This window comes from Chryseobacterium culicis, from assembly GCF_900108365.1.
Taxonomy (GTDB): Bacteria; Bacteroidota; Bacteroidia; order Flavobacteriales; family Weeksellaceae; genus Chryseobacterium; species Chryseobacterium culicis.
Genome location: NZ_FNWQ01000005.1, coordinates 136136 through 161822 on the forward strand (window position 1 = coordinate 136136; position 25687 = coordinate 161822).

At 34.3% G+C, this 25687-nt stretch carries 25 protein-coding genes and 1 tRNA gene; 13 read left to right on the forward strand and 13 right to left on the reverse strand.

Annotation, left to right across the window (positions count from 1 at the left end; genetic code table 11):
• Positions 1-4: 4 nt before the first annotated feature.
• Genes tsaD through BLW74_RS17325 form a run of 3 tightly spaced genes read left to right on the forward strand, consistent with a single transcriptional unit; the run spans position 5 to position 2105 of the window.
• The gene (gene tsaD, locus BLW74_RS17315; RefSeq protein WP_089694412.1) at positions 5-1021 is read left to right on the forward strand and encodes a tRNA (adenosine(37)-N6)-threonylcarbamoyltransferase complex transferase subunit TsaD; all 1017 of its coding nucleotides are present in this window, start codon (positions 5-7) and stop codon (positions 1019-1021) included.
• A complete protein-coding gene (locus BLW74_RS17320) occupies positions 1018-1413 on the forward strand; it encodes a hypothetical protein (protein ID WP_089694414.1) in 396 nt (131 codons plus the stop codon). Before tsaD ends, BLW74_RS17320 begins: the two co-directional genes overlap by 4 nt.
• Complete coding sequence (locus BLW74_RS17325; protein ID WP_089694416.1) at positions 1410-2105, forward strand: RsmE family RNA methyltransferase; 696 nt, start codon at positions 1410-1412, stop codon at positions 2103-2105. The genes BLW74_RS17320 and BLW74_RS17325 overlap by 4 nt, the downstream gene beginning before the upstream one ends.
• Before the next feature lie 46 nt (positions 2106-2151).
• Here the strand turns inward: BLW74_RS17325 and BLW74_RS17330 are convergent, their stop codons facing one another.
• Positions 2152-2826, reverse strand: a complete 675-nt coding sequence (locus tag BLW74_RS17330; RefSeq protein ID WP_228424950.1) for a TrmH family RNA methyltransferase — start codon at positions 2824-2826, stop codon at positions 2152-2154.
• 166 nt (positions 2827-2992) lie between these two features.
• Between BLW74_RS17330 and BLW74_RS17335 the strand changes: the two genes are divergently transcribed.
• Both BLW74_RS17335 and BLW74_RS17340 read left to right on the forward strand, forming a co-directional pair.
• Positions 2993-4009: an asparaginase gene (locus BLW74_RS17335; protein WP_089694420.1), complete on the forward strand. Its 1017-nt coding sequence runs from the start codon at positions 2993-2995 to the stop codon at positions 4007-4009.
• 54 nt (positions 4010-4063) lie between these two features.
• Positions 4064-4150 (forward strand) — tRNA-Ser (locus tag BLW74_RS17340).
• A gap of 288 nt (positions 4151-4438) precedes the next feature.
• On the opposite strand, the gene BLW74_RS22900 is transcribed toward BLW74_RS17340, so the two are convergent.
• Positions 4439-4591, reverse strand: a complete 153-nt coding sequence (locus tag BLW74_RS22900) for a bacteriocin-like protein (protein WP_446661300.1) — start codon at positions 4589-4591, stop codon at positions 4439-4441.
• Between the two features lie 179 nt (positions 4592-4770).
• On the opposite strand from BLW74_RS22900, the gene BLW74_RS17345 reads away from it, so the two are divergent.
• The 4 genes from BLW74_RS17345 to BLW74_RS17360 all read left to right on the forward strand — a co-directional run bounded on the left by BLW74_RS17345 (position 4771) and on the right by BLW74_RS17360 (position 8953).
• Positions 4771-5907 carry a tetratricopeptide repeat protein gene (locus tag BLW74_RS17345; protein WP_139265761.1) on the forward strand — a complete coding sequence of 379 codons (1137 nt, stop codon included), beginning with the start codon at positions 4771-4773 and terminating at the stop codon, positions 5905-5907.
• Between the two features lie 363 nt (positions 5908-6270).
• Positions 6271-6822, forward strand: coding sequence for a hypothetical protein (locus BLW74_RS17350; RefSeq protein WP_089694425.1), 552 nt, complete (start codon positions 6271-6273; stop codon positions 6820-6822).
• 536 nt (positions 6823-7358) lie between these two features.
• Positions 7359-7775, forward strand: coding sequence for a hypothetical protein (locus tag BLW74_RS17355; RefSeq protein WP_089694427.1), 417 nt, complete (start codon positions 7359-7361; stop codon positions 7773-7775).
• 389 nt (positions 7776-8164) lie between these two features.
• On the forward strand, positions 8165-8953 hold the full coding sequence (locus BLW74_RS17360; protein ID WP_167358459.1) for a DUF2490 domain-containing protein: 789 nt from the start codon (positions 8165-8167) through the stop codon (positions 8951-8953).
• Positions 8954-9071: 118 nt separating this feature from the next.
• Here BLW74_RS17360 and BLW74_RS17365 read toward each other — a convergent pair whose 3' ends face one another.
• The gene (locus BLW74_RS17365) at positions 9072-9767 is read right to left on the reverse strand and encodes a hypothetical protein (RefSeq protein ID WP_089694431.1); all 696 of its coding nucleotides are present in this window, start codon (positions 9765-9767) and stop codon (positions 9072-9074) included.
• A 349-nt stretch (positions 9768-10116) separates the two neighbouring features.
• On the opposite strand from BLW74_RS17365, the gene BLW74_RS17370 reads away from it, so the two are divergent.
• The 3 genes from BLW74_RS17370 to BLW74_RS17380 are packed head-to-tail and all read left to right on the forward strand — an operon-like array spanning position 10117 to position 11475.
• On the forward strand, positions 10117-10641 hold the full coding sequence (locus tag BLW74_RS17370) for a hypothetical protein (protein WP_089694432.1): 525 nt from the start codon (positions 10117-10119) through the stop codon (positions 10639-10641).
• Complete coding sequence (locus tag BLW74_RS17375) at positions 10641-11036, forward strand: helix-turn-helix domain-containing protein (RefSeq protein WP_089694434.1); 396 nt, start codon at positions 10641-10643, stop codon at positions 11034-11036. Before BLW74_RS17370 ends, BLW74_RS17375 begins: the two co-directional genes overlap by 1 nt.
• On the forward strand, positions 11008-11475 hold the full coding sequence (locus tag BLW74_RS17380; protein WP_089694436.1) for a hypothetical protein: 468 nt from the start codon (positions 11008-11010) through the stop codon (positions 11473-11475). The genes BLW74_RS17375 and BLW74_RS17380 overlap by 29 nt, the downstream gene beginning before the upstream one ends.
• 107 nt (positions 11476-11582) lie before the next feature.
• Here BLW74_RS17380 and BLW74_RS17385 read toward each other — a convergent pair whose 3' ends face one another.
• The 3 genes from BLW74_RS17385 to map form a co-directional block, all read right to left on the reverse strand.
• Positions 11583-12278 (reverse strand): hypothetical protein, encoded by a 696-nt coding sequence (locus BLW74_RS17385; protein ID WP_089694437.1) that lies wholly within the window; start codon positions 12276-12278, stop codon positions 11583-11585.
• Between the two features lie 282 nt (positions 12279-12560).
• The gene (locus BLW74_RS17390; protein WP_089694439.1) at positions 12561-14093 is read right to left on the reverse strand and encodes a M20/M25/M40 family metallo-hydrolase; all 1533 of its coding nucleotides are present in this window, start codon (positions 14091-14093) and stop codon (positions 12561-12563) included.
• Positions 14094-14507: 414 nt separating this feature from the next.
• On the reverse strand, positions 14508-15272 hold the full coding sequence (map, locus tag BLW74_RS17395) for a type I methionyl aminopeptidase (protein WP_089694441.1): 765 nt from the start codon (positions 15270-15272) through the stop codon (positions 14508-14510).
• A gap of 365 nt (positions 15273-15637) precedes the next feature.
• Between map and BLW74_RS17400 the strand changes: the two genes are divergently transcribed.
• Entirely contained in the window at positions 15638-16042 is a 405-nt protein-coding gene (locus tag BLW74_RS17400) for a helix-turn-helix domain-containing protein (protein ID WP_089694443.1), read from the forward strand.
• Positions 16043-16134: 92 nt separating this feature from the next.
• Here the strand turns inward: BLW74_RS17400 and BLW74_RS17405 are convergent, their stop codons facing one another.
• The 7 genes from BLW74_RS17405 to BLW74_RS17435 form a co-directional block, all read right to left on the reverse strand.
• On the reverse strand, positions 16135-16551 hold the full coding sequence (locus BLW74_RS17405; protein ID WP_089694445.1) for a hypothetical protein: 417 nt from the start codon (positions 16549-16551) through the stop codon (positions 16135-16137).
• Between the two features lie 46 nt (positions 16552-16597).
• Positions 16598-17392 (reverse strand): JAB-like toxin 1 domain-containing protein, encoded by a 795-nt coding sequence (locus BLW74_RS17410; RefSeq protein WP_167358460.1) that lies wholly within the window; start codon positions 17390-17392, stop codon positions 16598-16600.
• A gap of 23 nt (positions 17393-17415) precedes the next feature.
• Positions 17416-17940: a hypothetical protein gene (locus BLW74_RS17415; RefSeq protein WP_089694449.1), complete on the reverse strand. Its 525-nt coding sequence runs from the start codon at positions 17938-17940 to the stop codon at positions 17416-17418.
• A complete protein-coding gene (locus BLW74_RS17420; RefSeq protein ID WP_089694451.1) occupies positions 17903-18610 on the reverse strand; it encodes a hypothetical protein in 708 nt (235 codons plus the stop codon). The genes BLW74_RS17415 and BLW74_RS17420 overlap by 38 nt, the downstream gene beginning before the upstream one ends.
• A 285-nt stretch (positions 18611-18895) precedes the next feature.
• Complete coding sequence (locus BLW74_RS17425) at positions 18896-19384, reverse strand: hypothetical protein (RefSeq protein ID WP_089694453.1); 489 nt, start codon at positions 19382-19384, stop codon at positions 18896-18898.
• On the reverse strand, positions 19356-22814 hold the full coding sequence (locus tag BLW74_RS17430) for a DUF6443 domain-containing protein (RefSeq protein ID WP_089694455.1): 3459 nt from the start codon (positions 22812-22814) through the stop codon (positions 19356-19358). Before BLW74_RS17430 ends, BLW74_RS17425 begins: the two co-directional genes overlap by 29 nt.
• 77 nt (positions 22815-22891) lie before the next feature.
• A complete protein-coding gene (locus tag BLW74_RS17435; protein ID WP_139265762.1) occupies positions 22892-25687 on the reverse strand; it encodes a hypothetical protein in 2796 nt (931 codons plus the stop codon).

Consider the following 25687-nt stretch of genomic DNA (forward strand, 5'->3'; position numbering starts at 1 on the left):
TATTATGAGCGACTCTATAATTTTAGGTATTGAATCGTCCTGTGACGACACCTCAGCAGCTATCATCAAGGGAAATTCTATTCTTTCAAACATTGCCGCGAACCAGGCCATCCACAAAGAATATGGCGGCGTTGTCCCTGAACTGGCTTCACGAGCCCATCAGCAAAATATTATCCCCGTTGTTGAAAAATCTTTTTCTAAAGCAAATATACAACAAAATGCTATCTCTGCTATAGGATTTACTCGCGGACCGGGACTTTTAGGATCTCTTCTTGTAGGAACATCATTTGCTAAGTCTTTGGCTATGAGCCTGAATGTACCTTTGATTGAAGTAAATCACCTTCAAGCTCACATTCTGGCGCATTTCATCGAAGATGCAAATCCTGTGCCGCCTACCTTTCCTTTCTTATGCCTTACCGTAAGCGGCGGACATACCATGATTGTACTGGTAAAAGACTATTTTGATATGGAAATTATCGGGAAAACTACTGATGATGCAGCCGGAGAAGCTTTTGATAAAATAGGAAAGATTTTTGATCTTGATTATCCTGCGGGACCTATCATCGACAGATTAGCGAAGGAAGGAAATCCGAATGCTTTTACATTCAATAAGCCGAAACTGGAAAACTATGATTATTCTTTCAGCGGGATCAAAACTTCCGTGTTGTATTTCATTCAGAAAGAAGTAAGAAAAAATCCTGATTTCATCAAAGAAAACCTTAATGATCTTTGTGCTTCTGTACAGAAATCCATTATTGAAATTCTGATGAACAAGCTTGAAAAAGCAGCTAAGGACCTGAATGTAAATCAGGTGGCTATCGCGGGCGGCGTATCTGCCAATTCTGCGCTCAGAAAAGCGATGGAAGACAACAGAGAAAGGCTGGGCTGGGATATCTATATTCCTAAGTTCGAATATACAACAGACAATGCAGCCATGATTGCCATGGTAGCAAAGCTGAAATTTGAACGGGGAGAATTTACGGATTTAAGAACTTCCGCAACGGCAAAATATGATTTATGAAAATACTCTTAGAAGAAAAAGTACTGGGAACACAGTCTAAAAAGAATTCAAAATATTATTGGGTATTAGAAACGGTCACGGGAAGACATGAGGGATCAGAAACTTTTTCAGAGTTTACTGGAGAAAGTTCTGAGACCGGATATATCCAGGATATAAAAGATGAAGTTTTGAAATTAATCAATTCTGAGCACCTTTTTAGTTTTCCCTATACTCCAAAAGAAGGAGATTATTTATCCATCAAAAATAATTTGAGAAAACAGGAATATTTAAATCTGATTTTTATTAACAATACCTGGATAGAAGAAATATACACTTGTTCTTACAGGGAGTGTGATACGGACATTTATACCACCATCAAAACAGGAGTTGCCTTTATAAGCCAGGATATATGAAATTATTTTACGGAGAAATAGCAGAGCAAAAAGTCACGATCAATGATGAAGAGCAGCAACATATCGTAAAAGTTCTTCGGATGAAAGATGGTGAAGATATTCATGTGACGGACGGAAAAGGAAAACTGGCTTCCGGAAAGCTTATTATAGAAGGGAAAAAAGCGGGTATAGAAGTTTCTGAAATCAAAGAAAATCTTCCCGAATTCAATCCGAAACTTCATATTGCCATTGCTCCCACTAAAAATATTGACAGAATTGAATTCTTTGTGGAAAAGGCAGTGGAAATGGGCATTTCTGAAATCAGTATTATTATCACCGAAAAGACAGAGCGTAAAAACATTAATATTGATAAAATACGAAAACAGGCTGTTGCAGCATCAAAGCAAAGTCTGAGATTTCATTTTCCGGTCATCAATGATTCGGTAAAACTAACAGATTTTCTGAAAGGCGTTAATCCGGAAAATACTTTTGTAGCCCACTGTCATGAGAATTTAGAGAGAATTGGACTTAAAAACATTCCTTCATTAGAACAGATTACTTTTTTAATAGGTCCTGAAGGTGATTTTTCCGAAAAAGAAATTGCATTTCTGGCAGAAAATAAAGTGAGAGCCGTTTCACTCGGAAACCAAAGGCTCAGAACTGAAACCGCCGGCGTTTTTGTAGCCGCATGGAATTATTACAATATGATATAAAAATACAAAGAGAAGGCTTGTAATCCTTCTCTTTTTTTCTGACTTACTATTTCCAGTCAATATTATTTTCTCTCATGTATTTTTCGAAGATCTGCTGCCCGCTTCTCATAGAATTTACTGCCCAAAGGATTTTCATTCTTAAAAGCTTTTCTTCATTCAGTTTGTAATCAATATCAGATTTTATAAGCTTCTGCTTCAATTCATACATACAGATAGAAGCCGCTACAGAAACGTTGAAGCTTCTCGTAAAGCCATACATGGGAATAGCCAGTGTTTCATCCGCAAAATCTAAAATTTCCCGGGATACTCCCTCCATTTCGGTTCCGAAAACCAAAGCAATAGGCTCTGTAATTTCATATTCAGGCAGCATTTGAGCATTATTTTCCAGAGAAACGGCCACGATCTTGTATCCTCTGTCTTTAATATTCTGAAAAGACTCCATATTTCTCGGAAGCTTCTCCACTTCCACCCATGTATCTGCACCTTTTGTAACGCGAAGGTTGGGTTCGAAGCTATATTCTTCCTGCAAAGCCACTACTTTATGAAAACCGCAGGCTTCTACAGAACGTACAATGGCAGCTGCATTTCTAAACTGGTAGACATCTTCTACAACAGGAAGCACAAAATCTGAGCTTTCCTGAGAAAAGTGTTCAATTTTCGTGATTCTTTCTTCAGTTAAAAACTGTTTTAAATATTCATAAGTTTGCGCTAAGTCTTTCATCCGCATTCAGTTATTTTTTCAATAGCCCCATGAAACGTCAGTAATTTCCATTTATTTTGATAAAATTTCATGATAAGCGTTTCATTCATTTTCAAATCTTTGCAAATTAACGTAATTTTGGCCTATCAACCCTCATCGGGCTCTAATTCTTAATTAAAAACAGTACATGAAGCGAAAAGTCCTGCTCATCTATACCGGTGGAACCATCGGAATGGAAAAAGATTACGAAACCGGAAGTCTCCGCGCCTTTGATTTTGGTAATATATTTGAGAAAATGCCTGAAATGAGGCTCATGGAATGTGAGGTTTTCGTTCATCCTTTTGCCAAACCATTAGATTCCTCGGATATGGGGCCTGAAGAATGGAAAGTAATCGCCAATTATATTCAAAAAAATTATGATGATTATGATGGATTCCTGATTCTTCACGGAACGGATACGATGTCTTATACGGCATCTGCATTAAGTTTCATGCTAAAAGGATTAAGAAAACCGGTGATTATGACGGGTTCTCAACTTCCGATTGGTGACCTGAGAACAGATGCGAAGGAAAATCTTCTGACGAGTCTTTATTATGCCAGTCTTTATGAAAATGACGAAGCAGTCATCCAGGAAGTTGCCATTTATTTTGAGTACAAATTATTAAGAGGAAACAGAACGCTGAAATATTCTGCGGAGTATTTTGATGCTTATTCAAGCCCAAACTACCCTATTTTAGGACAATCAGGAGTTCATTTGAATATTATTAAAGATAATTTGTTCCGTTGTGATCCGGAGGTGGATTTTCATGTGGATGAGCATATTTCTGAAGATATTTTATTCTGGAGAATTTTCCCGGGTATGCATTTGAGCCACTTCAAAGAAATTCCTAAAATGAAGGTTCTTATTCTTCAGGTTTTTGGTTCGGGAACCATTTTCAGCAGTGAAAAAACGCAGGAAACGCTTCAGGAAATCAGAAATAACGGAACCGAAATTGTAGTGGTAAGTCAGTGTATATCAGGAGGCATCTCGTTCGGAAAGTATGAAAACAGTAATATTTTCTCAAGAATCGGCGCGATCAGTGGAAGAGACATGACTGCGGAAACTGCGATTACGAAAGCCATGCACCTTATTGATAATCCAAGCTACTCCGGAAGCTTTGCAGATAATTTCACCAGAAGCCTTTGTGGAGAAATTACGGATTAATTGTAAGAATAATTTGCATATTAAAGAAAATACACTATTTTTGCAATCTCAAAAAGAGAGGTGTCCGAGTGGTTGAAGGAGCTACCCTGGAAAGGTAGTATACGGGTAACTGTATCGAGGGTTCGAATCCCTTCCTCTCTGCAAACAAAAATCCTGTGCTAGATTTGCACAGGATTTTTTGTTTTTAATGCACTCTTGTGTTTTATTTTTCTGATTAATTTTATTAGTTTTATTGGGTGTAAAATATGGATAATCCGATACTTTTTTAAACAATTTTTACACTAAACCAATTCCGGATCACGGATTCTTATACAATATCATTTCATAAACTTAGACCAACCAATACCAACCCTATTAATCACAAAAAAGCCTCCCATAATTGAGAGGCAGCATTAGATTGAGAGAATTTACAGCATCCGCTGTATGATGCTACAAGCATGCTTCTGTTACGGGTGCGCAATAATATGCTTTCCCTCGTGTACAACATTTTCTTGATCCAGGCAGACAGTTTTGAGTACAAGCTTCAATTCCTCCGTTAATAGTGATCAGCCTTTTTCTGGAAATCTTTTTTAAATTTTTCATGGTTAATGTATTTATCTGCAAAAAGTTACTAATTAATTTAAATTTAAAAACACAGTGAAAATACGGATTTTATGTAGTTATAATACTACGGAAAACCGTAATGAGATAACATTCATTTTATTTAGTTTCGCAAATAATTAATAATACGACGTGATTTGTCGTTACAAAAAACTATTTTCGTGAAAACTAAAAAAAATACCATGGGCATGAGTAAAAACATGAACGGATATATAAAAATATGCAACAATAAGTACCTTAATTATACATGCTTAATACTTATTGTCACCAGTGTATTAATAATTATTTACAGCCTTAATACTACTAATGGAGCTGAGTATAGTCGGACTTTGTCGTCTCTTATATTATTGCAGTTTTTATCATTCTTTGCAGGTAGTTTTCTTGGATTTTTATTTGGATTTCCATCACATAATAACAACCAATTTTTAGAAAAATATCAGCGAAATTCATCTCTTAAGGAAATTACAAGCTGGCTAACTAAAATAATTGTCGGAATTACATTGATAGAATTCAAAGATATATTTCATTACCTGAAGTATATTATTTATCACTTATCAAACTCCCTAAGTAACGATGACAGTCATACAGTTATTATTGCGGCTATAATAGGAACGTATTTCATTCTAGGTTTTATAGTGTTTTTTATATTGTCTGTAACAACAATTTTTGAAGAGCTCGTTGTTAATGATAAAAATATTGAAGCAATACTTACATCTGAAGCAATGAATCCTAATGAAGTTTATATAGATAACGCTGATAGTGTGAACAGTCATTTAAACTCAGATTTCTCTAAAATGAAGCCACAAGAAAAACAAGAGATCTTAAAGTATGTAGCAAAAAATGGAGTTGACAAAATGGAACCATTAATGACTAAAAGACTTGCCAAATTTCTATACGCCATGGAAGAGTATGAATTAGCTGCCAAAGCTTATGAAAACGCATATATTAAAGATAATAATGAAAAAATAAGTCTACTTAATGCGTGTTATATAAAAAGTAAGCTATTAAAAGACTTTGATAATTCTAATAAAAAATTACGTGATCTAATTAATGTTGACCCTAGTTTTGCGCCTGCGTATTATAACTTGGCATGTAATTATAATAGAGAATATTTAGAATTCAAAGACGCAATAAAAACGGACTACATCAAAACATTAAAAAGCAAGGCTGAAGACAATCTAACGAAAGCATTTAAATTAGACAAAGGTCTTTATAGTGAGGCAAAAAAGGATGAAGCGTTAGCTGGCATAGATATTGAAGTTATTTTTGCAAAATCTAAAGATCAAAATAACAGTTAGATATAGATAATGTATATATTTAATATGTAAATATTGCGTATTAAATATATTTAACTAATTTTACACTCGATAATGAGCCACAATTTCCAAAAACATACCATATGAAACTTCAAGATTTAATTAACATTTAAATTTTAAATGACGAGTAAAATCTAAATGATGAACCAATTTTGCTCATCATTGTTAACAACCTACTGACGTAATGAATTACGCAAAAGTTTGACCAAACAACGATCCCCACCTAACAGTGGGGAATTTTTATTTATTATCATTTACAAGTCAGCTATGATTATTATCATTTATTTTTAATTGTTCTAAATAGCTGTAATTATTAAGTTTGCAATAATTAAAATAACTAATAACATGAAAATTAAAATTCCCTTTAAGGCTATTGCCTGCTCAATAGCTATTCTATCAATTTTTCATTCTTGTGAGCAAGATACTACTGAAAATACACAAGAAACTTCTGCAAAATTAAAAAAGGCTGAGCGTAAAGTTGAAACTGCAATTGTTAATGGTAAATCCGTATTAAAAATTACTTTTGGAAATGAGGTAAAGTATATGGATAGCTATTTAATTAAAGAAACCAATACTTTACTTTCAAGTTCCAATAATACACTTGTAGTAAAGAAATTAAACGACAACAACCGTAATACATCTAAAAGCGTTCATGAAGTTGTAATTGATAATGATAATTACTTGGGTGATGGGTATATGATATATGCTTGTAAGGGAGACGTTCACAGTATAGAAGTTGTTGAAATGGAGGGTAAATTATGGATTCAATCAGGAGGGGTTTCATCTACAGCAGGAACTATAGCCTTAGATGGTCTTAGTGCCCCTGATATGGCATACTTCCAATGCCTGATGGATCATGATTTAAACGGTGTTATAACAGTTCGTTTCAAGGACTAAAGTTGTATAAATAAAATTCCCTCAGGTCTATCTGAGGGAATTTAAAAAAATGATCTTGTAATACTTCAGCTTATTTTGCCAGTAAAAGAATCCTTTCAAACTCTTTCGCGTAATTTGCGATCAGATCCATTCTATCGGTGCCGTTAATGCATCTTCTGGCATTTTTATAGTCCTTTTTAGAATTATTCATGTAATCTGAAATCTTTTTCCCAGTAAAGACACCGGTTTTAAAACCATCAACTAAAATATACCTCTATTTCGTTTAAATAATTCTGAAGGTCCATTTGTATTTCATTTTTTGTTTGTGATTTTTCTTGACACAAAGATCTACCGTGAAAGCGACAAAACTCGACGTATTAAATTAATAATCATATTTCTAACAAAAACAATTAATACCTATCAGCCTTCAGTTTTACCCTTCATCTTTTCTTAGGTATTTCTACTAAATCCTACAATTGGTTATTTATACTCTACCCTATTATTTCTGTTCTTCGTTACTTTGAGGTACAAATTAACCATCTAAAATCCAAATCGATATGACATCAACAAGTGTAAATGCAAATTCTTCAGGTCAGTTAGTACTTGGAAACGGAGCACAGTTCTGGGTGTATCTTTCCCCACAAAATGATACCACAAAAATGATTTCTACATGGCGTGTAACTTTCTCACAGGGAAACTGGAGTGACTTTATCTCAAGTGAGAATCCTACCAAGCAAATTCAGACTCCTAATCTTTCAGGGATTTTTGAAATTAAAGTAGAATTACTAAGCGGATCTACCGGTACATGGCGCCAGATTCCGCCACAGCAGGGAAGTCATAATGAAATAGGCTGCAACTCCAATTGTGCTTCTATGGTAGGCATCGTTGCAGACAGCACCAATCCTCCAGTAGGCGCCATCAATGCTCATTTCTGGACCACATGGGATGCTATGTGCGGAGTAAGACAGAACTAAATGTAAATAACAGTCCATACAATTTGATTGCCACAGTATTTTATATATTGTGGCAATTAATTATTGCACCTATACGCCAGAAAATCAATCTGTTTTATAATTAACTTAAAAATACGTATCCGCTTTTCCACAAGTTATTAATAAGTTATCCACATTTTATTAACAATTGCCCTTCAATCCAAAAGGCTTTATTCCTAAATCTATCCTAAATCAGGTTTTTATTTTGTCTTGTTTTTAAACAGTATTAAAAGATTTTGAATAAACAATTTATGAACAAAGCCTATAATTTTGCCATCAATAAGTATTCTATCTGCGTCTCAACAATATTCATATTCATTTCATGGTTTCGCAGTCATTTAACATTAAAACAGTTATCCACACTATTGAGCATGAAGAAATTTTTTGCAGTATTATTTTTATTGGGATGTATGGGAGCCACCATGCAGGCACAGATCAGTCCGCCTGGATTAGGTGATGCAAATAATGCATTTTGGGGGGCTTTCGGAGTGAAGCGACAATTGGATTCTTTAGGTAAGAAACAAGCGTTGAGTTACATTGCAATAGGTAGAAAAAGCAGCCCGGATAATCATAATTTGTTTTCAAAACAGGCGATCATTGTATTGAATCATGAAGTATACCATTCCTTTGCCCCGCATCAGCAGTATAGCTATGCATTAAGCTATCGCCGGCAGCCAAAGTATGAAAATACAGCTCCTTACGATAAGGAAAATACAGAACAGGAATTCAGGATTTACGGTAGATATGCCTATACTTTTGAACTTGGAAAAAACTGGAAACTGAAAAATACAATACGGCAGGAATTCAGAAAGTTTTTCGATGCAGATTTTCATAAAGCGGAAGAAGATTTTCAGTTGAGAACCCGAATTAAGAGCCAACTCACGTATAATTTATCTCCTAAAAACAATCAGAAGCTGGCATTGAGCGCAGAAGCTTTGTTTTCTATAAGTCATCTCAATGAGCCGGATTCTGAATGGGGATCATTCGGGTACAGAGAAATGCGTATTGCGGCTTACTATATGTTCTCCATTCCGAATTCTCCTTTTACCGTGGATATAGGATATATGGATGATCTCATCAGAGACAGCAGAAGTATTCATCACGGCGGTGTTCATTATCTGGCAGCGGATCTGATCTGGAATATTCCTTACAAAAAATGACAGACAATATTTGTTTGTTACTATAATACAAAATCCCGGTCATCACTGACCGGGATTTCTGTTTGAAAAACATAAGTTTTCCGCAATATAATTAAGTATGAATGTTTGGTGTAAAATTTTAGTTGCACAGGGTCAGAAACTGCCGGCTCAACTGTACATTGAACTTTGCTTCTGCTCTGGAACGTGCATAAATAGTCTGTCTGAAAGCATGAACCGTTTTCAGTTTCTGATCTATGAACTCCGCAATCTGAACTACAGAAAAAAGAAAATCTCTGTACACAGCCATATTAACGGTCTGCCCATAGTAAGGGAGATACGCCTTTAAAAAAGGAATTGCTTTCTGATGGCGGTTGTAGCTGATGCAGTACCCTACTCCTTCCATGGAGGTTACAATGCTATAGTTATTAATATAATCCTGGATATTTTTTCTTCCATCCAGAGCATGAGCATTTTTGGAGCAGTATTTATTGATCTTATCCAGAATATGCTGGGCATATTCCATCATCGAAATATTTTTGAATTCAAAAACCTGATTCATTCCATTGGATGGTGATGTTCCGTTTTCACAGTCTATACAGAAAGAAATCCCGATTTTGTCGTGATAAGGAAAAAAGCAGTCTTTCACCTCAATGGAGGCATCCGGCTTCAGCCTATCGTCTGTAAAGTTGTAATAAACATATGGGCTGTAAAGATCAGCAAGAGCTTTCAGATAATCTGTTTCGCTGGTATTATGATATTCTTCAAACCATTTTTCAAGGTTATCGTAATAATTACTTTCAAAGTCGTTAAAGTTTAAGTAAAATGGTAATTCCATAGCTCTGTAATTTTGATATGACAAAGCTATACCCGTAATGCGACAAAACTTGACGTATTAAAAAGCACTACAAATATGTTATACCTTTTTATTTTTAAAGAATCCCCAAAGAGAGCCTTACAAAAGACTTCATGTACGCTTAGTTTACAAATTATATAAATATACGGTGACGTTGTAATATGCACTATACGGAAAACCGTAATTTTATTTCGAAAATAAATTTTAGATTTGCACATATTACAAAATCAATAATGTTATCATCTTTAAATAAAATTAAATATTTAAATTTTATATAACAAAATAACTACAATTCACTTTTAAGTTAATTTTTGTTGCCAGATTAAAAATAATGAGTAATTTTGCCTTAGAAATATTTGACGATGAAGGTTCAAAGTGCGTATTTTATACTGTTGTGATTGATGGTGAGGAAATATCCGAGACCGAGAAATTCTTTGTAAAGTTTTTTAATATGCCTGAATTGAAAAGTTATGCTTCTGAATTGGCAAGTTTTTTGACTAAAACTATAGGGGAGAAAAGAGGAGCAATAGATTCTTTTTTTAGGGACGAAAGAAAAGCGCATGCTTTACCTCCAAATCCTAATATAGAAATAGAAGAAATTAGTATATTAGATAACTTTCCATTAAGACTATATTGCCTTAGAATTTCACAATCCTGTGTAATATTATTTAATGGTGCTGAAAAAACTAGCCAAGCGGCTCAAGATGGAGCAACAAGTATGTCATTCCATGATGCAAATATCTATGCAGATAGAATTTTAAAAGCTTTTGCAGATAATGATATTAAATTATGTGAGAAGAAACGAGAGATTCTAGATTATTACGAAAATACCAAAATAACAGAAATACTATTCTAATGAGAAATAAGTTCTTAAAAGAAATAATCGACCAAACTTCAAAGGACACAGAAATATTTATTGATAAATATTCTGATATAGTTTTAAGAATAAATCAAATTCTTAAAGAAAAGAATATTTCGCAGAAAGATCTTGCTACAAGCATGGGTAAGAGCCCTTCTGAGCTTAGTAAATGGTTAAGTGGAAATCACAATCTTACCCTAAGATCTATTGCAAAAATAGAGGCTGAATTAGGAGAGTCAATTATTGAAATTCCTTTAAAATGCTTTACAAGCAATTTCAAAGAGGAATGGGAACAAACGATTGTTTCTTTCGTTATTGAAAAGAAAATTAAAGCTGAGAAAAATACTAATAGAAAAAATTGGGATGAGTCAAGAAAAATCAAATTCGCATAAGTTTGATCCTCATAAATTACATTTGATAGAATTCTTTATAACAAATGAATCTATTATTCAACCAGAAACTTTTTCTAAAGAATCCATTACAGAATACGATTCAAAGATTGGAGTTGCTGTTGCATTTAATATTGCAGATAAGCTAATAAGACTCGAATATGATATTGAGTTAAACACTAATTCTGAAAATGAAAAAGAAGCAAAGGCGATGTTTTCGGCAATATTTATTTATGAATATGAAGATTTTTCTAGAATTGTAAGGGTTGTGGATAAACAGATAAAAGCAAGCGCTCATTTAGGTAGTATTATTTTTTCAGTTTCCCATTCTACAATGCGAGGTATATTGTTGATGAAATTATCAAATACAGTTTTAAGTGATTTTATTCTTCCCATTACAGATCCTGCAATGGAAAAATATATGGTTAAAAAAGAGAATTAACATATTTTAATTAAAAAGAATCCGTCTCAGTTGTGAGACGGATTCTTCTGTTTGAAAAACATAAGTTTTCCGCAATATAATTAAGTATGAATGTTTGGTGTAAAATTTTAGTTGCACAACGTTAAAAATTGTCGGCTCAATTGTACATTGAACTTTGCTTCTGCTCTTGAGCGTGCATAAATAGTCTGTCTGAAAGCATGAACCGTTTTCAGTTTCTGATCTATGAACTCCGCAATCTGAACTACAGAAAAAAGAAAATCTCTGTACACAGCCATATTAACGGTCTGCCCATAGTAAGGGAGATACGCCTTTAAAAAAGGAATTGCTTTCTGATGGCGGTTGTAGCTGATGCAGTACCCTACTCCTTCCATGGAGGTTACAATGCTATAGTTATTAATATAATCCTGGATATTTTTTCTTCCATCCAGAGCATGAGCATTTTTGGAGCAGTATTTATTGATCTTATCCAGAATATGCTGGGCATATTCCATCATCGAAATATTTTTGAATTCAAAAACCTGATTCATTCCATTGGACGGGGATTTTCCGTTTTCACAATCTATACAGAAAGAAATCCCAATTTTGTCGTGATAAGGAAAAAAGCAGTCTTTCACCTCAATGGAGGCATCCGGCTTCAGCCTATCGTCTGTAAAGTTATAATAAACATATGGGCTGTAAAGATCAGCAAGAGCTTTCAGATAATCTGTTTCGCTGGTATTATGATATTCTTCAAACCATTTTTCAAGGTTATCGTAATAATTACTTTCAAAGTCGTTAAAGTTTAAGTAAAATGGTAATTCCATAGCTCTGTAATTTTGATATGACAAAGCTATATCCGTAATGCGACAAAACTTGACGCAATATATTTTTTGTAAAAAAGATTTTAGATAATTATTCCGTGAAGGATCAGTTTTTGGTTTGCGAAGGCATTTCGTTTAGCTAGAATAGCATCCGTCAACTGCTGAACGAAACGACTTTGCGATCGTTCTTTAAAACAATACAAGATCTTATTCTGAATCGAAAACACGCAACCCTAACTCGGAAGAATTCACAGCGAAGCGGCTTGAAGTATTCACCATTGCCATTTATTTGTCATAATTCAGCATGATGTATTCAAAATAATGAATCATCTTCAGGTAATTTTCAATGCTAAGGTATTCATTCGTACTGTGAATACTTTGCTGCTCAGCACTGTTGATTTTAATCGGCATGAATCTGTAGACATTTTTGCTTACGATCTCATATTTACCGGCATCCGTTCCTGCCATAGTCAGGTAAGGTGTGACGATAGCTCCGGGATGAATTTCTTTTACTCCGGCTTCTATCATTTTAAAAGCTTTTGTGCTGCTTGATGAAATGGCAGACGCTTCTCTGGTATTATCAATTTCTTCTACCTCAACATCAAATCCTTCAGTGGCTTTAGCAATATGCGCTTTTACATCTTTTACCGTATTTCCGGGAAGAAGCCTGAAATTAACAACAAATTCGACTTCGGGGGAAAGCACGTTAGTCCCATCACTTCCTTTCATCATGGTAAGTGCAGTGGTGGTTCTTACCAAGGCATTGGTCGTATTATTTTTAGTAAGCTGTGAAATTAATACCGGTTTTAAAAGCCATTGATTAGCGAGTGCCATTCTTGTTGCGAAAGGCATTTCTCCCCCAATATTATTAAAAAATTCTTTGATTAAAGGCGTAATCACCGGCTTCATCTGATGATCTTCCAGACGCTGCATAATAACGGCAGCCTTTCCAATAGCGCTTTCCATGGGAGGCATTGATGAGTGCCCTCCCAGGCCTTTTACTTTTATTTTTGCGGAAAGAAATCCTTTTTCTGCGCATCCTACTACGGCTACATCGGTATCTATTCCTGCTACGTTTCCTTTTCGCATAATTAATCCTCCTTCATCATAAACGGCATCAAACTTCAGTCCTTTTTTCTTAAAATAATCGGCAATCTGCATCGCTCCTTTTTGTCCGCCTACTTCTTCATCAAAACCGAAAGCCAGATACATATCCCGTTGTGGAACCTGCTTATTTTTAATCATTGAATTCATGGATTCCATTAAGGAAAAAAGCATTCCTTTCATATCAATTGCTCCTCTGCCGTAAATTCTTCCATTGGCAACGGCTCCTGAAAAAGGGCCATATTCCCAATCTTCCGCTACTTTTGAAACGGGCTCCAGCGGTTTATCATCCGGACGGAATACATTTTCTTCATTATTTTTGATGTCAGCATCTCCCGGCGGCACCACATCCATATGAGAAAGGAACAGAATAGGCTCCAAAGCGGGATTGCTGCCTTTGAGTCTGAACACCAGTCCGTATTGATTGACTTCAACATTTTCGGTGTTTTGATATACTAATGGATAAGAGGTTTTTAAATAGGTTTTGAACTGATCAAACGGTGCATAATCAAATTCACCCAAACTGCCTGTAGAAACGGTAGGAACTTTTATTCCTCCTGAAAATCTCATCACTGCAGAATCATTTCTTACCGGCTTCCACCCTTCGCCTGCTCCCAGATTATTTTTCTTAAACGGATAGGTGTACGTTTTGATCAATACTACAGCAGCCAGAATAACCATGATTCCCAAAAGAATTAAAAGAAATTTTTTCATATCAGATAGGTTTTGTGAATTGATTTTATTCTATAAATATAGCAAAGTATTTACGGTTTAACAAGTTAAAACCTGCATTTTCAACCGTTTAATCTTATGAGGTAACGATTACAAATTGTAAAACAGAGCAAAAATATTTTGCTGCTATGAACGTTTTTCGGCGAATGATCAATGTAACATTTGTAATCCTAATATCTTAGACAAAAGCAACCAGATAGGGAATGGGCCCGCTGGCCGGATGAAGTTTTGTGAGTGAAACAGTACAAATTATTTTGTGTTTAATGCAAGAGGCATGGATTTTTAATTTTAACGACAGCTTAAGACAATCAAAGAATTGACAACAGCGAAGTTATAACCAGGATCCTATCTCCTGATTATTTGTATCTGCTTTACACGGAATTGTTGAGTGAAAAATTAATTCAGGATTTCGTTCATTTCGGTTAAAATGATTGGTTTTCCGTCGGTAACGACAAGGGTATGTTCGTGCTGAGCCATATAGCCGCCTTTATTTCCTACCATCGTCCAGCCATCTTTTAATTCAACAGCAATATTGGAATCTGTGGAGATAAAGGTTTCGATAGCCACAACAGAGTTTTTCTTAAAGCGTCTGGAATCATAGCGGTTTCTGTAGTTCAGCAATTCATCAGGCTGCTCGTGTAAGCTTCTTCCCACTCCATGGCCGGCAAGATTTTTAATGACTTTAAGCCCTCTTTTCTTTGCTTCTGTTTCCATCAAATGGCCTATGTCGGCTATTTTTACCCCACCTTTGATATTGTCGATTGCTTTTCTCAAAATATCTTTAGATGCCTCCACCAGTTTCTGATGTCCGTGAATATCTTTTCCAATGACAAAAGAACCTCCGTTATCAGCCCAATATCCATTCAGTTCCGCGGAAACATCAATATTAATGAGATCTCCTTCTTTCAAAACCCTCTGATCAGTGGGAATACCGTGGCAGAATTCATTATCCACACTAATGCACGTCCAGCCGGGAAATCCGTATGTTAAGTACGGAGCAGATTTTGCCCCAAAGCTTTCCAGTATTTTGGCTCCGTATTCGTCGAGATCTTTTGTGGTCATGCCGGGTTCAGCATAATCTATCATTTTTTTAAGGGTAAAAGCAACGGCTTCACTTACTTTTTGCATTCCGAGCATCTGATCTTCGCTGGTGATTGACATAGTTTTTTGATATTGTTGAGAACTACAAAGTTAGGAAATTTAAAATATTAGGATAGAATCTGTTTTCATTGCTTACATCTATTTAGTGAAAATAGGATAACTCCTGTCTTATCTAACCCCCTCTACCTCTTGGGTAAGGAGGCTATAACGAGTCCGTATGAGCCTGGCGCCACTGTAATCAGGAGTTACAGGGCCTTATAGAACGGAATAAAAACCGCTGACTAAAGAGCCGGAGGTGTCTGGTGAACTGGATAATGGTATCAGGCTAAGTTGGTATATCAATAAATGAGAATATTTTACCGGACATTTTTTAACCTTTACTTTACAGAATGTATTATCTTTGAATCTTCACAAATTGATTAAGAATGGACCACAAAATACATCAGGGAAGAAATGTAAAACGTTTTAGAGAAATGCTGGGCATTAAGCAGGAGGCATTGGCGCTGGATCTGGGCGAAGACTGGAACCAAAAGAAAATTTCTTTACTTGAACAGAAAGAAACCATCGAAAACCCACTGCTGGAAAAAATATCCGAAGTACTGAAAATTCCCGTAGAAGCTTTTCAAAATTTTGATGAGGAACAGGCTGTGAATATAATTGCTAATACGTTTGGAGAACATGGTATTGGATATCAGAGAAATGATAATCCCATCTTCAATCCAATTGAGCAGGTAATAAAACTCCACGAGGAAAAAATTGCGTTGTATGAACGCATGCTGAAAGAAAAGGATGAAATGATGAGCAGGCTGGAGAGGTTGCTTGATAAGTAAGAGATAAAAGATAAAAACCACTGCTGGAGCAGTGGTTTTTTCGTTTTATTTTTTTGTGGACACGAGCGAGACGCTCGCGCCAGCAGGGAGAACTAGATACATTGATTATTGTAAGAATTAATTCTAATAGTTTTTCCATCAAAATAAAGACATCTGAAATGAGGATCATGACGATCAAAGTTTGGTTTTGAATTTCTAAGAATTTTTATTTTTTTATTACTTTTATTTTTATAAAAGTTGCCTAATTCTACAAAATCTTTATCACTGAATAGATAGACCGTATCATTTTTTATTACTTCAATACCTTTAACATTTATCATTTTAAGATTGGGTTTATAATCTCCTATTTCAATAAAGATACTATCCTTTTTTTTTGTAAAAAAAAGACATATATTATTTGATTGTGTGGCTTGCATTCTTTTCAAATCTTCTTTGTATGAAAAAATTTCTTTTTTTAACTGTTCATTAATTACAATATCCGGATAGAAATATTCTGTAATTTTTTCCATTTTCTTCTCTGTGCAAGAAAATAAGATAAGAAAAAGCAACAATGCTTTACTTCCTTCTAAAAGATGTCGTATCATAATATATAAAATGTGGTCTATTATCTTTATTACCTATATAGATCCAAGGATTAGCTTTAATCTGATTGCCATAATTTTGTAATAATGCTTCATGAGATGTTCGGTCTCCTTGATCAGGTTTATATCGTACACTCCCATCAGAATTAAATCCAGAAGGATAATTAATTACTTCATATCGTCCCTTAAGTAAATGTTTATTTTCAGGATGATCATATATTAGCATTTGATGTGAGTGGCCGGATCCCATTAGATTATAACCTGAATCCAAATATCTGAATATTGGATTTAAACTTACTTTATCGTCTTGATGGTTACTATTAATTATTGTTACAGAACTATCTGAAAACCAACCATTTTTAGTTAAATAATTAAATCCCCATTCCTTTTCTGTGTTTGCTGCCAGAAAATAGAAATAGTTCTTTATTTGTTTTACAGAAACTGAAGAATTTTCAAATATTATTGTTGTTTCTACAGGTTTATATTGTTTTAAATAACTATCATATTCTGTATCTTGACGCAAATTCTTCATAAACTCTTTATTCAGTTTTATAAACTCAGTGCTATTCCAATTGAACAATCTATCAAACCCATCTTTAGTTCCATTTATAAGTTCAAGTTTACCATTTCTATTAAGCCTATAATCGTCCATTAAACTTTCAAAACTAGATCCTGTAAAGAAATTTCTCCCTGAAGTTTCAGAACTAGTAGACATTGTTGCCACATATGCACTATAGGCTAATCCTGCATCGCCACCTGTAGCCATCATTCCCATCTGGGGGATTTCTTATTTTATAAACTCATATTATTATTTATCTTCCCCCATTTTTGATATAATTGAAACTCATTCATTTGTTTTAATCTGTAACTTGGTGCATTAAAAGTTTCTTTCTTCGATTTAATATTAATAACTGAGAATCCTTTTTCAAAAATTTTATTTCTTTTATCAAAGTCCTTTTCAATTATTGACATACAAGGTAATCCGAGAGAGTCATGTGGTGGAATAGAAATGGGTGTTAATGCTTCAAAATTTATCTGAAATGTATCTTTTTCATAAATATGTCGATAGTTCTTTTGAATATCTTTTATAGATATTTTAAGTGTATCGCTTGTAGGATTCCCAAAAAGTAAAAAAGTCTCTACATTTTTTATTCTTATACTATCTTTTTTATAATCACATATCAAATTCTGGAAAGAACAAACAAAATTCTCATTCTTTAATGTAGATTTCTTACATGAAATAAATAAAATAATTAATAGGAATACACAGATTTTAAATCTATTTCGGTCTGTATGTGTTATAATACCATTTATCATTAGAATAATTTTTTTTCATTAATTGTTGAAATTCAGGTGTAGTCTTCATAAAAAGAGGAGAAGACATTTGATGTTCATAAATTTTGATATGCTCTTTGGCCAAATCTAATTTAGATATATTAATATTATCAGGATTTAATGTTAAGTGACTTATTTTTCCTCCCTCATGACTTAATGCAGAAATCATATTGTTTTTATCATTATAATATGGATGAGCTTTTCCATTCCCCACCATCAAAGAGACTGTTTTATCCCCTTTGTTTGCCTGCATTAAAGCATCTGGGTTATATTCGCCTCCATTGAATCTAGAAAATGTTCCAACTATCTTCCCACCACCATCAAAATGAAAATTTGCAATTGCGACAGACATGCTATTACCTTTAAGCCTATTTAAATCTATACCAGCTTCTTCAGCATAATGATTAGCGATATTTGCTAAAACAAACGCATTATTTTTATTAAATATATAATCTTTTAATTCCACTGATAGCCACGGAGCTGTATTTAATTTTCTTGTAATTGGATTTTGAAAATCAATAATAATATTATTTGTTTTTTTATTGTCTGTATATAGAAACTGCCCAAATTGATTAAAATGATCATCAGGTGGCATACTATCTCTATAATTAATAAATGCTTGTTGTGCAGCTGAGATATTAATTTTCTTCATTATTCACGTACAATTGTATCATTAAGTTTACATACATTTTTAATATTGTTTACTATGAAGCTTTTCTTATATTCTAAATAATGAATATACGATATATAAAAAAGTAAACAATACATATCGTACAAGTTTATATGATAATGATCTATATGAACACCCCTTGCAAATATGCAAGAGGTGCTATTTATTCTACCTTGAAAACCAGAGGGTAAGTTTATTTAATAAGCTCAAAGTCGGGAGACTTTGCGCAGTTGGCTAATGGTAGTTCACTTTATCATACCACTCACTTTATTTACATCTACCATAAAAAAGTACTTTTAAATTTCCATTATCAACATAAAGGCATCTAAAATGAGGATCAAAATGATTAAGAGATGGTTCCAAATTATCTATAATATTAATTTTGTCATTAAACTGATTTTCACAAAACGGTTCTATACTTATTGAATCATTTGTGCTAAATAAATATACTGTATCCTTTTTCATGATTTCAACTCCCTTTATATTTAGTATTTCAAGGTTCGGTTTATAATCCCCTATTTCTATAAAAGTCGTATCATTTTTCTTATTAAAATAAATACTTAGATTATTACTTTTCGATGCTTGCAACCTAATCAATCCTTGTTTATAGGAGTATATTTCTCTTTTTAGATCTTCTTTGATTAAAATTCTGGGATAAGAGTACTCTTTAATGTTTTCTTTTCTATTTTCTTTACAAGAAAATAAGATAAGAAGAAGCAATGATGCTTTACTTCCTTCTAAAAGATGTCGTATCATAGTATATAACATGTGGTCGGTTATCTGGGTTACCTATATATATCCATGGATTAGCTTTTATTTGCCCTCCATATTTATTTAATAAATTTTCGTAGCTACTCCTGTCACCAGTCTTGTAGCCAAAATCTACACTTCCATCTTTTTGGAATCCGGAAGGATATGCCATTTCATCATACCTTGATTTTAATAAATGTCTATTTTCTGGGTGGTCATAGATTAAAAAAGGATGCGAATGTCCAGATCCTAATAAATTATAACCAGAATTTAAATATTTAAAGACTGCGCTCATACCAACACTACCATCTTGGTGGTTACTATTAATTATTGTTACAGAACTATCTGAAAACCATCCATTTTTAGTTAAATGATTAAATCCCCATTCCTTTTCTGTGTTTGCTGCCAGAAAATAGAAATAATTCTTTATTTGTTTTACAGAAACTGAAGAGTTTTCAAATGTTATTGTTGTTTCTACAGGTTTATATTGTTTTAAATAACTATCGTATTCTGTATCTTGACGCAAATTCTTCATAAACTCGGTATTCAGTTTTATAAATTCAGTATTATTCCAATTGAACAATCTATCAAATCCATCTTTAGTTTTCTTTATAAGTTCAAACTTACCATTTCTATTAAGCCTATAATCGTCCATTAAACCTTCAAAACTAGATCCTGTAAAGAAATTGGTACTTGTAGACCTTGTTGCTACAAATGCACTATAAGCAAATCCCGCATCACCACCTGTAGCCATCATTCCTCCGTTTACACTTACAACATCATTCCCATCTGGATCAATGACCATCACAGGATTGTTTACAGCATAATTATAAGGGCTGTGTCTTCTGTATTTCTCAGACATGGCATCCATTACACCCCATCTTCCCAGATCAGGCATATACATCCTTGCTCCATAATCATACATACCATTCTCCTGGAGTTCCTTACCGTTATATTTGTAATTATAAGCTGGATTTCCTAACAAAGTATTATACCCTTCATGTTTCAATCCAAACGGATAATAATTATTCTCTTCAATGATCTCTGTTCCAGCACCATTCTTAGCATAACTTAACCTGACATTTCCAAGGTGGTCTGTATAATTATATACATACTTTCCGGTCTCAACATTAAAATATCCTTCTGCCGTCGGAAAGAATTTTAATACCGAATTATCATACTGAAAACCATCCAGATAATCTGTAGTTTTTGTATCCAATACCTTTTTCACCTTTACTCCGTCTGCTCTGTAAACATAATCGGTTACTTTGGAGTTTTGTGTAATTTTCTTTGGTAAATTTAAATAATTATATTGGATGGAAGAAATTCCTTTATCCATCTGGCTGGTCATATTCCCATTATCATCATAATTGATGGTATTAGGACTTGCAACATATGGATAACCCGATGAATTTTGAGAGGCATCTTCAACCTTGCTTAGCCTGTTTCCAGAATAAGTATAGTATAGTCTGTCTATTTGCATAGGACCGTTGCCATCAGAATTTCCATACCTGTCCAGACGGGTGATATTTCCATTAATATCATAATCAACCCATTCGTTATAGGCACTAGTCTGTACTACGGAAGCATCCGGCTTCAGATATATGGCATGCACTAATCTGTTGAGAGGGTCATATGAATAATTATATCTTCTCAGCTGCCCATCTGTGGCGGCTTTCCAATCTACTTCAGCAATATTCCCGTTAAATCTGCCGGGATAGTTTCCTCTCACAGGATTTGTATATTTTATTTCATATCCAAAGAGCTTTCCGTTTAGATTGGCAGGATCGTTGATCTTAGTGAGCCATCCTCTGATATTATAGGTGTAATCAATACTTTCAAGAGGAGTTCTAGGGTTGGGTCCGCCAACTTTTTTATTTTTTAACTCTGAAAGTTCGTTATACTCATTCTTGGCTAAAACTTCTGTGGGACTACTATCAATCTGATGGTTATGAACCAATACTCTGTTCTGATGATCATAACCAAAATTTTCATTGATAACTCTTTCTACATCGGAAGCTAGCCTTTTATGTTTGGTTATGATTTGTAGTGGTAGTCCTGCAAAATCCAGTTTAGATTCTACTCTGGTATATCCTCCCAGATGATTGATAGAATGCGTACCAATCACCCTCCCTTTCCTGTCATAATAAGTATAGGTCTTTGTCCAGCTGTCATCCTCGATATTTTTTACAAGACTAAGAACAGGAAGCCCTTTTGTACTTTTACCGTCAGCGGTAGGGTTTTCAGTCAATACTGGTTCTCCTAAAATGTTTGAAGGAAAAGGCGGATTAAAGCCATACTGCTGAGGATAGGAGTCATAATAAGTAACTGAAAGAAGAGTATCTAGTCCCCAGTGCATGTTGGTATAATAATAAGGCATTCCGTTTGCAGTCAGAGGGGTATTATCCCGGCCTTCAAGGATAGCTCCCCCAATGATTTGGTTCTGCATCCCGATTCTTGTATTATTAGACATTACAATGCCTGTATAAATAGGTCTTCCAAAGATATCATATTTATAGATAGTCCAACTGAATGAAGCTCTCTGATTGGCATCCTGAGAAAGGATGAGCTTATCAACACCATCATACACCATATATTCCCATGCTTTGCCGGGAAGCTTCTTTTCTACGAGTCTGTTTCTGCTGTCGTATTTGTACTGATAACAAAGATTATCGAGCACTGTACCCGAGACAGATGCCGAAGCAGCAGCCAGTGGCGGAATTACAAAAACTAATTGTTTATAATCATCATACACATAATAAGTGTCTACATTTTGGGAAGAGTTCACTACTTTTCTTATCAAAACGGTTTGTCCTGAACCATCTTTAAATTCAATGGTTGTAATTCCGTCTTCATCGGTAACAGTATTTTTCACCAGCTGCCCTGCCTGATACTCCGAAGGAGCCGGAAGCTCCTGAGAGTACAATTTTTCTGTAGCATTCCAGCTTGTAATAGGAGCATATTTTTTGACGTGATCAGCTACAGTGTTAGTATCATATGCAAAAGTTATGGGCTTGTCTGTCCATGCATTTCCAACCTGTTTTTGCTGTAAAACCCTTTGTAAAGGAGAGTTTTCCAGAATTTTCTCAGTATATATTTTTTCTGCCCCATACACAGCAGAAGCATTTCCGAGGGGGGAAGTATAAAATTCTCCATTCTGAGTTCCGGATTGAGGAACAGGAAGATATTCTTTGGTCTGTCTTCCCAATGCATCATATTCCACATGAACTACAACATCTTTTTCTGTGGGAGAAGATTTTACGCTGACACTCTGTTTTGGTCTTCCCAGATAATCAAAATATTGTACGGTTTCTGCTTTTTTTATACAATCTGCATCAAGGCAGTTTGTTGTCTGTATATAATTTTCTGTACTTGTTTGTGCATAAGATAATCCTGCTACAAACAATGTTATATTAAATAAAAATATTTTTTTCATAATTGATAAATAATTAAAATATAAGCATAGGCGAAGTGTAAAATAATTAGCACATCTTGTTGCTTATTACTCATGAATTAATGTTTGTAGTTGTATTTGTATTTCTTCAAGACTTTTCCGTTATCGTCAACCACCTGATCCAGTCTGTTGGCATTATCATATTTGTAATATTCCCGGATTCCGGAAGGCGGAGTCATGCTCTTCATTCCAATCAGAGTATCATACACATACGTGGTGATCTGATAATTTCCGAGACTGATATTATTTCTGAAAAGATCCAGAGCATTTTGAAAAGCCTGTTCTGATCCTGCGTCAATATCGGCATCAGATTTAGAAACAATATCTGACAGATAAGGTGATATCTGATCATAAGTTGCCCCCTCTATTTTTGCGATAGGCTGGGTTTTGCCATATCCCCAAACTACAGTAACGGGAATACCATCTTTGGTGGTATATTGCTCTAAATTTCCCTTGCTGTCATATCTGTTGAAGATAACTTCGTCAGAAATATTATTTTGTGTATCATACGATACCGCTGAGCTGGGAAATGTATTGGCAGGATTATCATATTTTGTTTCCGCTCTTGAAATTAATTTCCCCGTATCAGAGATATTTTTCTTAACAATAGATTGAGTTTCTAAGGGAATACCTATGATATTGGCATTAATAAGCTTCTGATTACCCTTATCAAAGGCATACTGATAGGTTGTTTCCTGAATAGTTCCGTCAAAAGAAGTTGCTTTTTCCAGATTTGTTTTATAGTTGATAGCACTCTTTGTTGTCTCAGTAGTAGTTTCAGTAGTAGCTGAATTATGATAAATTTTCGAGATTACTTTATGATTTTTTATCCAAACTGTTTTCAAAAAGAAGTTTGCCCCTAAATATATAGGTGCTACCAGGTATCTGGGACCGAAAAAATCCTCAAGAGTATATTCAAAATTATCTTCTGTTTGTTTTTGATTGGCAGCATTGTAAACTTCTTTTTTATCCAAAAGTCCCTCCCTCATAATGTTATAATTAGGCCATAATGGTCGGTTAGGCACTTCAGTAGGTTGTGTTGAATAAGTATCTACCGTTTTAAAATAATATTTGGTATATCCTGTATTATTTCCATTGGAAACTTTTACGTTTTTATAAATTGTCACAGGATTGGCTGGTACTATACCACTTTCTGACTTTCCTAATATACTGCCTCCGTCTACAAAATAACCGCTTGAAACAGTAGGATCATCAAATTTATTATACTCATATTCTTCTATTGATGACGGAACCGAATAATTATTTACACTGGCATAATCCAAATCAAAAGATTTGATATTTTTAATTCTCAAAAAGGAATCTGTAGGAACCTTGATGTTACCCTCAGAAGGAGTTCCATCATAGTAAAATGCCCTAAAATTCACGGAACCACTAAAAGTAGCATTGGGTACAGCAGAAGACAATGTAACATAATATTCACCAGTAGTAAATGTCATATTCTGTATTGTTGGATAGTTTGGATCTGCATCAACTGCTGGCCCTATTGTATAAGGAGTTGGCTTATAAACATCTCCAATTTTTCTATAAAAGGTCAATGACCAAGGGTAGCCTGAAATCTGACTGGCATAGATTTCTATATTTAGTTCTTTATCCTGAGGAATGGTAAAGAAATATTTTTTTGTATTGGTATTAAACTGATTAAAGGACACGTTGGCAATATCAACTTGCGGAGGCATAACTGTACCAATTGAATCCTTAAATGCATAAGGTACTGATTCAAAATTATATTCTGTAGCTCCTCCTGTTGGCAGTTTTACTCTTAGTCTATTAAAGTGTACTTCCCCGCTACTGGAAGGCAAGCTATACCCTTGATAATCAAAACTCGTTTTTTCAATATCATTTTCATAATTATCTACCTGGGTAAAAGAATTTAAAGTACGATCAGAATTATATGAATAATTAAATTTATATTTTTTAACAAACGCATTCTTGGCATTTTTTAGAATAATATTATCTATGCTGAAGATATCATTCTTTTTATTGACTAATTCATTTTTGGTATAATTAATTTCTACAATTCCACGGTCTTTTACTTCTATACGGGTTAATTTATTGATTTGCGATTCTATAGTTTGAGTTCCGGATAAATTTTTTATATCTTTCAGATAGGTATATTTTACCAGTTCCTGATCATTTTCGTCCGATATAGATGTTAAATAAAATGCGCTTCTATATGTTTTATCATAATAAAACCCTCCGAGATTTGGATGATCCCAACTCCAGACATTCATCATTGAAATATTATAGTCCTGAAATTTATATTTAATACCTTCATCGCTTGTTATGGTAAAAGAATCCAAAATTAATGTAGCGGTATTGCTTGTTCTGGTATATTCTATTTTAGCAGTATAGGGACTTAATGGTACTATCCCAAATGTATTTGTGGTAACATTTCTTACAATTCTGAATTTTCCGGATTCTCCCGGGATATTAAAATTATAAATATCATCAAATTCATTTTTTATATAATGATGGAAGCTCGCATCATCAAATACCTCGTCAAAATCATAAAGAATTTCTCTGGAAATGGCTCCAGACCCCAAAATTGACCATCCTTTTCCTACCTCACTTGTCCAACTGTCTTTGGAAATATTTCCTGTATGATAGCTTAGTCCCAGATTGATGTTAACAAATTTACTATTTGTAGGTAAGCTAATTAAAGGATATGATATATTAGGAACTCCTGTCTGTAAAGAAACCGGAATATTTTTGTAAGTTGTTAATGATGACACAGAGGGCACTGGCTGGGTAACCCCCACATTGTGGCTCTGTACCTGACTGTTATACACATGATAAGTTAGCATATATATCACGAGTAAAAATATTCTCTTCAT